This window comes from Bradyrhizobium sp. cir1 (assembly GCF_014198245.1).
GTDB lineage: Bacteria > Pseudomonadota > Alphaproteobacteria > Rhizobiales > Xanthobacteraceae > Bradyrhizobium.
Map to the genome: position 1 here is coordinate 1 of NZ_JACIHE010000055.1, position 7,906 is coordinate 7,906.

Consider the following 7,906-nt stretch of genomic DNA (forward strand, 5'->3'; position numbering starts at 1 on the left):
CGACAGGCCGGACATATGGATGCAAGCGATCCGATCAAACCTCAAAATGCTCTTGTGCCACGGGGGCCGTCCACATATGGGTCCCGGATCTGCGCCTGCGCTTGTCCGGGACGACACCGTGATTGAGGACGCACCATTGGCCAAAAGCCGACCTCAGCCCACCACCTCCGGCTTCTTGTCCCTCCGTCCTTCCGCCAGGTTCCGCACCACCACATAGAAGATCGGCGTGAACAACAGCCCGAACAGGGTGACGCCGATCATGCCGAAGAAGACGGCGACGCCGACGGCCTGGCGCATCTCCGAGCCGGAGCCGGTCGAGATCACCAGCGGCAGCACGCCGAGGATGAAGGCGAAGGATGTCATCAGGATGGGCCGCAGGCGGAGGCGGCAGGCGTCGATTACGGCCTCCAGCCGCGGCTTGCCTTCGTTCTCGATGTCGCGCGCGAACTCGACGATCAGGATCGCGTTCTTCGCCGCCAGTCCCACCAGCACAACGAAGCCGATCTGGGTGAGGATGTTGACGTCCTGCCCCATGATGCGGACGCCGATGGTGGCAGCGAGCAGGCACATCGGCACGATCAGGATCACCGCGAACGGCAGGGTCCAGCTGCCATATTGCGCGGCGAGCACGAGGTAGACGAACAGCACGCAGATCGGGAACACGAGCAGGCCGGCACTGCCGCCGGTGACCTGCTGGTACGACAGATCGGTCCATTCGAAGGTGAAGCCGCTCGGCAGCGTGTCGTCCGCGAGCTTCTTGATGGTGTTGAGCGCGGTGGTCGAGCTGGTGCCCGGCGCCGGCTCGCCCTGCAGCTCGGACGCCGCATAGAGATTGTAGCGCGCGACGCGGTCCGGGCCCGAGACGTCCTTGAACTCGACCACGCTCCCGAGCATCACCATGTCGCCGGACGCGTTGCGGGTGCGCAGGCGCGAGAGGTCGCTGGATTCCTTGCGGAACGGGAAATCGGCCTGCGCGGTGACGTGATAGGTGCGGCCGAACAGGTTGAAGTCGTTGACATAGGTCGACCCGAAATAGGTCTGGATGGTGTCGTTGATGTTGGCGATGGGCACGCCGAGCTTCTGCGCCTTGGTGCGGTCGATGTCGACGAAGAGCTGCGGCGTGTTGGCCGTGAACGGCGAGAACACCGAGGTCAGGGTCGGCGCCTTGCGCGCGGCGGCAACGAGCTCGTCGGTCGCGGCCGCAAGCATTTCGGGGCCGCGGCCCTGCCGGTCCTGGATGCGAATGGTGAAGCCGCCGCCGGTGCCGATGCCGGGCACGGCCGGCGGCGGAATCACGATGATGAAGGCGCCCTGGATCGCCAGCAAACGCTTGCGCAGCTCGGCCGTGATCGCATTGGCGGTCAATCCCTTCTTGATCCGCACCTCGGGCTCGTCGAACACCGGGAACAGCGCCGCCGCATTGCCGGCCTGCGTGCGTGTCGCGCCGGAGAAGCCGGCGAAGGCCGCGACGCGGACGATGCCGGGCGTATCCAGCGAGATCCGCTCGATCTCGCGCACGACCTCGGTGGTGCGCGCCAGCGAAGCCGCGCCCGGCAATTGCACGGAGATGATGACGTAGCCGCGATCCTGCGCGGGGATGAAGCCCTGCGGCGTGGTCACGATCAGCCAGCCGGCGCTGCCGATCAGCACGACGTAGATCAGGAGCATCACCACCGAATGCCGGATCACGAAATTGGCAAGGCCGGCATAGCCGTGCGAGAGCCGGTCGAAGGCGCGGTTGAACACGCCGGTGAAGGCACCCCACGCTCGCGCGATGACATTCCAGCTCGCCGGCGGCCGCTTCTCTTCATGCGGCGTGAGGATCTGCGAGGCCAGCGCCGGCGACAGCGTCAGCGAGCAGAAGCACGAGATCGCGGTCGCGACCGCAATGGTGACGGCGAATTGCTGGAAGAACTGCCCGGAAATGCCGCCGAGGAACGCGGTCGGCACGAACACCGCACACAGCACCAGCGCAATCGAAACCAGCGCGCCGCCGACTTCCTCCATGGTCTTCAGCGCGGCATCGCGCCGGCTCAGGCCGTGCTCAAGATGGCGTTCGACATTCTCGACCACCACGATGGCGTCGTCGACCACGATGCCGACCGCGAGCACGAGGCCGAACAAGGTGAGATTGTTGATGGAGAAGCCGAGCGCCGCCATTACCGCGAAGGTGCCGACCAGCGAGACGGGAATCGCGATGATCGGAATGATCGCGGGCCGCCATCCCTGCAGGAACACCAGCACCACGATGACCACGAGCAGCATGGCCTCGTAGATGGTCTTGATCAGCTCATGGACGGATTGCGCGATGAACTCGGTCGGGTTGTAGCCGATATTGTAGTCAAGGCCCTTGGGGAAGCTCTCCTTCAGCTTCGTCATGGTGTCGGAGATGTGCTTCGCGGTCGCGAGCGCGTTCGACCCGGGCCGCTGCGTCACCAGCATGGCGACCGCCGATTTGCGCAGCAGGAAGCTGTTGGTGGAATAGGCCAGCGCGCCGAGCTCGATGCGGGCGACGTCGCGCAGCCGCACCGTGCGGCCGTCGGAGCCGGCCTTGATCAGGATGTCCTCGAACTGCTTCTGGTCCTTGAGCCGCCCGGTGAAGGTGAGGTTCGGCTGGAAGGCGCGGTCCGCGATCGGCGGTTCGGCGATCTGTCCGCCCGCGATCTGTACGTTCTGGGCCCGGATCGCCGCCAGCACCTCGGTCGAGGTCAGGCCGAGATTGGCGATGCGGTCAGGATCGAGCCACAGCCGCATCGAATAATCGCGCGCGCCGAAGATCTGGATGTCGCCGACGCCGTCGATGCGCAAGAGCTGGTCGCGGACCTGGAGCAGGGCGTAATTGGAGATGTAGAGCTGGTCGAACGTGTCGTCCGGCGACAGCATGAACACGACCATCAGGATGTCGGGCGAGTTCTTGCGGGTGGTGACGCCGTTGCGCTGGACCTCCTCGGGCAGGCGCGGCTGCGCGATCGCGACGCGGTTCTGCACCAGCACCTGCGCCTTGTCGAGATCGGTACCGAGCTTGAAGGTGACGGTGATGGTGAGCTGGCCGTTCGAGGTGGCCTGGCTGTAGAGATACAGCATGTCCTCGACGCCGTTGATCTCCTGCTCGATGGGAGCAGCGACCGTGTCGGACACGGTCTGCGCGGAGGCGCCGGGATATTGCGTCGTAACCACCACGGTGGGCGGCACCACCTGCGGATATTCGGAGACCGGCAGCGTGGTGTAGGCGAGCGCACCGACGATCAAGAGCACGATCGACAGCACCATCGCCAGGATGGGCTGGTTGATGGAGAGACGGCCGAGGTTCATGACTTGCCACCGGCCGGGGCTTGCGCGGTCTGAGGGGCGACCTTGGCGCCGACACGGGCGCGCTGGATACCGTTGACGATGACGCGGTCCTCCGCCTTCAAGCCTTCGCGGATCACGCGCAGGCCGTCGTCGAGCGGACCGAGCACCACGGGGCGCGCCTCGACAGTGTCGTCCGGCTTGACCACGAACACGATCTTGCGGGACTGGTCGGTCGCAACAGCAACGTCAGGGATCAGCAGCGCCTCATAGGGCGCGCTGCCGATCAGGCGGACGCGGCCGAACTGGCCGGGCAGGATCGACAGATCGGTGTTCTTGATGACGGCGCGACTGCGCAAGGTGCCGGTGGAGACATCAAGGCGGTTGTCGAGGAAGTTGATGGTGCCCTCATGCGACGGCTTGGTCTCGCCGGCGAGCGACACCTGCACCGGGTTCGCCGTGTCGCGCGAGCTCGGGCGCTTACCTTCGAACCACAGCTTGCTGTATTTGATGAAGGTCGCCTCATCCATGTCGAAATAGACGTAGATCGGATCGAGCGCGACGATCGAGGTGAGCAGCGTCGAGGTACCGGTGTCGCTGCCCTGCACGAGATTGCCCGGGCTGACGAGATGGCGGCTGACGCGGCCGGTGAGCGGCGCGGTCACATGCGTGAATTCGATGTTGAGCTTGGCGGCCTTCAGCGCACCTTCGGCCTGCACTTCCGCGGCGTGCGCGGCCTGCAGGGCCTGGCGGCGCTGGTCGACGACCTGCTCGGACACGGCGCTGGTCTGCACCAGGTTCAGGCCGCGATCGAGCTCGCGCTTGGCAAGCTCCACCTTGGCGCGCGCATCGGAGAGCTGTCCGTCGGCCTGCTCGGCCACCGCCTCGAACGGGCGCGGGTCGATGACGTAGAGCAGATCGCCCTGATGCACGATGGCGCCGTCCTGGAATTCCACCGAGTTGACGAAGCCGCCGACGCGGGGGCGAACCTGCACCTCCTCGACCGCCTCGAAGCGGCCGGTGAACTCGTCCCAATCGGTGACGGTGCGCTTGACCGGCTGGGCCACGGTCACCGGCGCGGGCGGCGGAGCGGCAGCCTGCGAGGTCGGTTGTCCGCAGCCGGCGAGCGCGAATGCTGCAGTGAGCAGGCTCGCCATTGCGTAATGCCGCGGCTGAACGAAATCGTGCTTTTTGACAAATGGCTCGCTTCCGTCCGGTCCAGTCATCCCAGGTCCTCGCATCAAAAGCCGCGGAAAATGCAGGGTGCGCGTCCGCTCGCGGGGGACACAACATGGGTGGCAATGATGAACTCTTCAAGACCAATGCCCGCGCAATGCCCCGCCGCATGCCCTGACCGGATGGCGGGTTGACAGGAGAAGGGCTGGCCACGCACGCGGACCTTTCTTCGCCTCTCCCCGCGTGCGGGGAGAGGCCGGAGCGCATCGCAAGATGCGATCCGGGTGAGGGGGAGCCTCCGCGAGTCCAACTCCCACCGAGAATGCGGACAGGGCCCCTCACCCCGACCCTCTCCCCGTAAGAACGGGGAGAGGGAGAAGAGAGAGACTCGCCAGCGTCTTCGCACATGACGGGCGGCGGCCGCTCGGCTAGACTTCTCCTTACAAAACAAGACGAATTGTCCGGGGAGGACAGGCGTGTACCAGGGACGTGTCGTTTACGGCGCGATCGAGGAGGTCGTGTTCGGCCATCCGGCGGCTGGCGCGATCGTCGCGCAGATGGACCGGCTGGGAACCCGCCGCGCCTTCCTGATGGTATCAGGCACGCTGAACCGGCAGACCGACGAGATCGAGAAGATCAAGCAAGCTTTGGGTTCCCGCTGCGCCGGCCTGTTCGACGCCATGCCGGCGCACACGCCGCGCGAGGCGGTGATCGCGGCAACCAATGCGGCGCGTGAGGCGGGTGCCGACCTGATCGTCACCGTCGGCGGCGGCTCGATCACCGACGGCGCCAAGGCGGTGCAGCTCTGTCTGGCCAACAGCATTGACGACATCGACGGCATCGAGCGCATCCGCGTGCACAAGGGTGTCGCGCCCGAGATGAACGCGCCGACCGTGCGCCAGGTCAGCGTGCCGACCACGATCGCCGGCGGCGAGTTCAGTTCGATCGCCGGCGTCACCGACCGCAGCATCAACGTGAAGCAGATGCTGCGGCATCCGCTCACCGTGCCGCGCGCGACCATCCTCGACCCAGGCATCACCGTGCATACGCCGGAATGGCTATTCCTCTCGACCGGCATCCGCGCCGTCGACCATTGCGTCGAGGCGATCTGCTCGCGCGAGACGCATCCTTACGCCGATGCGCAATCGGTCAAGGGCCTTGCCATGCTCGCCGATGCGCTGCCGCGGGTGAAGGCCGATCCATCCGACCTCGATGCGCGCATGGATGCGCAGATCGGGACCTGGCTGTCGATGGGCGCGCTCGCAGCCGGCGTGCCGATGGGCGCGAGCCACGGCATCGGCTACGTGCTGGGCGCGGCCTTCGAGGTGCCGCACGGCTACACCTCCTGCGTCATGCTGCCGGCGGTGATGCGCTGGAATGCGCGCGACAATGCCGAGCGCCAGGTGATCGTCGCCGCCGCGATGGGCTATCCCGGCCACGACGCCGCCGACGTGCTGGATGCCTTCATCCGCTCGCTCGGCATGCCGCGCAGCCTCGCGGACGTGCACGTGTTGCCGGAGCATTTCGACGGGATCGCCGAGCAGGCCATGCGCACGAACTGGATCCCGCGCAACCCGCGCAAGATCAACGGTCCCGCCGACATCAAGGAAATCCTGTCTCTTGCCGCATGATCCAAGCCGGAGGATAGATGTACACTGGTCACTATGCCCGCCTGCGTCCGCTGCAGCCCGCGTTCATCATGGTGGCGACCGGCGAGGCCGTCACCTATCGTGAGCTCGAGGCGCGCAGCAATCACCTGGCGCACCTGTTCCGCAAGCACGGCCTGAAGCGGCTCGACCACTACTCGATCTTCATGGAGAACAATTCGCGCTATCTCGAGGCCTGCGGCGCGGGCGAGAGGTCCGGGCTGTACTACACCTGCATCAACTCCTTCCTGACGCCGGGCGAGCTCGCCTATCTCCTCGTCAACAGCCAGTCGAAGATCCTGATCACGTCGGTCGCGAAGCTCGACATCGCGCGCGAGGCGATCAAGGCCTGCCCCGACGTCAAGCTCTGCATCGTCGCCGATGGTCCCGGCGAGAGCGAGCGCATCGTCGGCCTCGCCGAGGTGACCGCCGACTTGCCGAAGACACCGATCGCGGATGAGTGGCTCGGCACCGCCATGCTCTATTCATCGGGCACGACGGGACGGCCGAAGGGCATTTTGCGGCCGCTGCCGGAGGAGCCGCCCAAGCACAATCTGCCGCTGTTCGATTTCCTCACCAAACTCTGGCACTACCGTGAGGGCATGATCTATCTGTCGCCGGCACCGCTCTATCACTCGGCGCCGCAGGCTGCCGTGAACCTCACGATCCGCATGGGCGGCACCGTGATCATCATGGAGAGCTTCGATCCCGAGCGCTATCTCCAGCTCGTCCAGCAATGGGGCATCACCCACACCCAGCTGGTGCCGACGATGTTCTCGCGGATGCTGAAGCTGCCGGAGGAGGTGCGGAGGCGCTACGACCTGTCGTCGCTGGAGATCGCGATCCATGCGGCGGCGCCCTGCCCGGCCCTGGTCAAGGACGACATCATCAAATGGTGGGGGCCGATCATCCACGAATATTACGGCGCCACCGAAGGCCTCGGTTTCACCGCCTGCAATAGCGAGGAATGGCTCGCGCATCGCGGCACCGTCGGCAAGGTGCTGCTCGGCGACCTCCACATTCTCGACGAGAACATGCGGGAATGCCCGACCGGCACGCCCGGCCAGGTCTGGTTCAAGACGGGATCGCCGTTCGAATATTTCAACGATCCGGAGAAGACCAAGGAGGCGCGCTCGGCCGACGGCAGCATGAGCACGGTCGGCGACGTCGGCTATGTCGACGCCGATCGCTTCCTCTATCTCACCGACCGCGCGACCTTCATGATCATCTCGGGCGGGGTGAACATCTATCCGCAGGAATGCGAGAACCTGCTGATCACCCATCCGAAGGTCGCCGATGCCGCGGTGTTCGGCGTGCCCAATCCCGATCTCGGCGAGGAGGTGAAGGCGGTGGTGCAGCCGATGCCGGGCGTGGTGCCCGGCCCCGCGCTCGCCGAGGAACTGATCGCGTTCTGCGGCCAGTCGCTGTCGCGGCAGAAGGTGCCGCGCTCGGTGGATTTCGAGAAGGAGCTGCCCCGCCTGCCCACGGGCAAGCTGTACAAGCGGCTGCTGCGCGACCGGTACTGGGGGAACAAGACGTCGCGGATTGTGTGAGGGGTGCTGCTGCGCAACGTACGCGAGCGAGCGCCACAAGCTCCGCTGTCGTCCCGGGGCGCCACCGAAGTCGCGAGCCCGGGACGACATAACCCCAGGGAGAAGTCATGGCATGAGCTGGCAACTCCGAGTCTTCGCCAAACTCCTCCCTGTGGCTGATGGTGTGGACGGCCCCCTACGGCATCAGGTGTGCCAGAATGAGGTTGTCACACACCCATTCACAGGAGCCGTCCGTGAGCCAGA

4 protein-coding genes are annotated in these 7,906 nt (G+C 65.8%); 2 read left to right on the forward strand and 2 right to left on the reverse strand.

The features are described from left to right. Positions 1–153 precede the first annotated feature (153 nt). Together GGD63_RS39720 and GGD63_RS39725 are read right to left on the reverse strand one after the other, a co-directional pair. Entirely contained in the window at positions 154–3,312 is a 3,159-nt protein-coding gene (locus tag GGD63_RS39720) for an efflux RND transporter permease subunit (protein WP_183250629.1), read from the reverse strand. Continuing rightward, positions 3,309–4,514 (reverse strand): efflux RND transporter periplasmic adaptor subunit, encoded by a 1,206-nt coding sequence (locus tag GGD63_RS39725; protein ID WP_183250630.1) that lies wholly within the window; start codon positions 4,512–4,514, stop codon positions 3,309–3,311. The genes GGD63_RS39720 and GGD63_RS39725 overlap by 4 nt, the downstream gene beginning before the upstream one ends. A gap of 426 nt (positions 4,515–4,940) precedes the next feature. On the opposite strand from GGD63_RS39725, the gene GGD63_RS39730 reads away from it, so the two are divergent. Then, the gene (locus GGD63_RS39730; RefSeq protein ID WP_183250631.1) at positions 4,941–6,095 is read left to right on the forward strand and encodes an iron-containing alcohol dehydrogenase; all 1,155 of its coding nucleotides are present in this window, start codon (positions 4,941–4,943) and stop codon (positions 6,093–6,095) included. A gap of 17 nt (positions 6,096–6,112) precedes the next feature. Then, positions 6,113–7,663 carry an AMP-binding protein gene (locus GGD63_RS39735; protein ID WP_183250632.1) on the forward strand — a complete coding sequence of 517 codons (1,551 nt, stop codon included), beginning with the start codon at positions 6,113–6,115 and terminating at the stop codon, positions 7,661–7,663. Positions 7,664–7,906 lie beyond the last annotated feature (243 nt).

Excerpts from the sequence above, each read along its gene's own strand:
- GGD63_RS39720 (WP_183250629.1), bottom strand. The coding sequence starts at position 3,312 with ATGAACCTCGGCCGTCTCTCCATCAACCAGCCCATCCTGGCGATGGTG.
- GGD63_RS39725 (WP_183250630.1), bottom strand. The coding sequence starts at position 4,514 with ATGACTGGACCGGACGGAAGCGAGCCATTTGTCAAAAAGCACGATTTC.
- GGD63_RS39735 (WP_183250632.1), top strand. The coding sequence starts at position 6,113 with ATGTACACTGGTCACTATGCCCGCCTGCGTCCGCTGCAGCCCGCGTTC.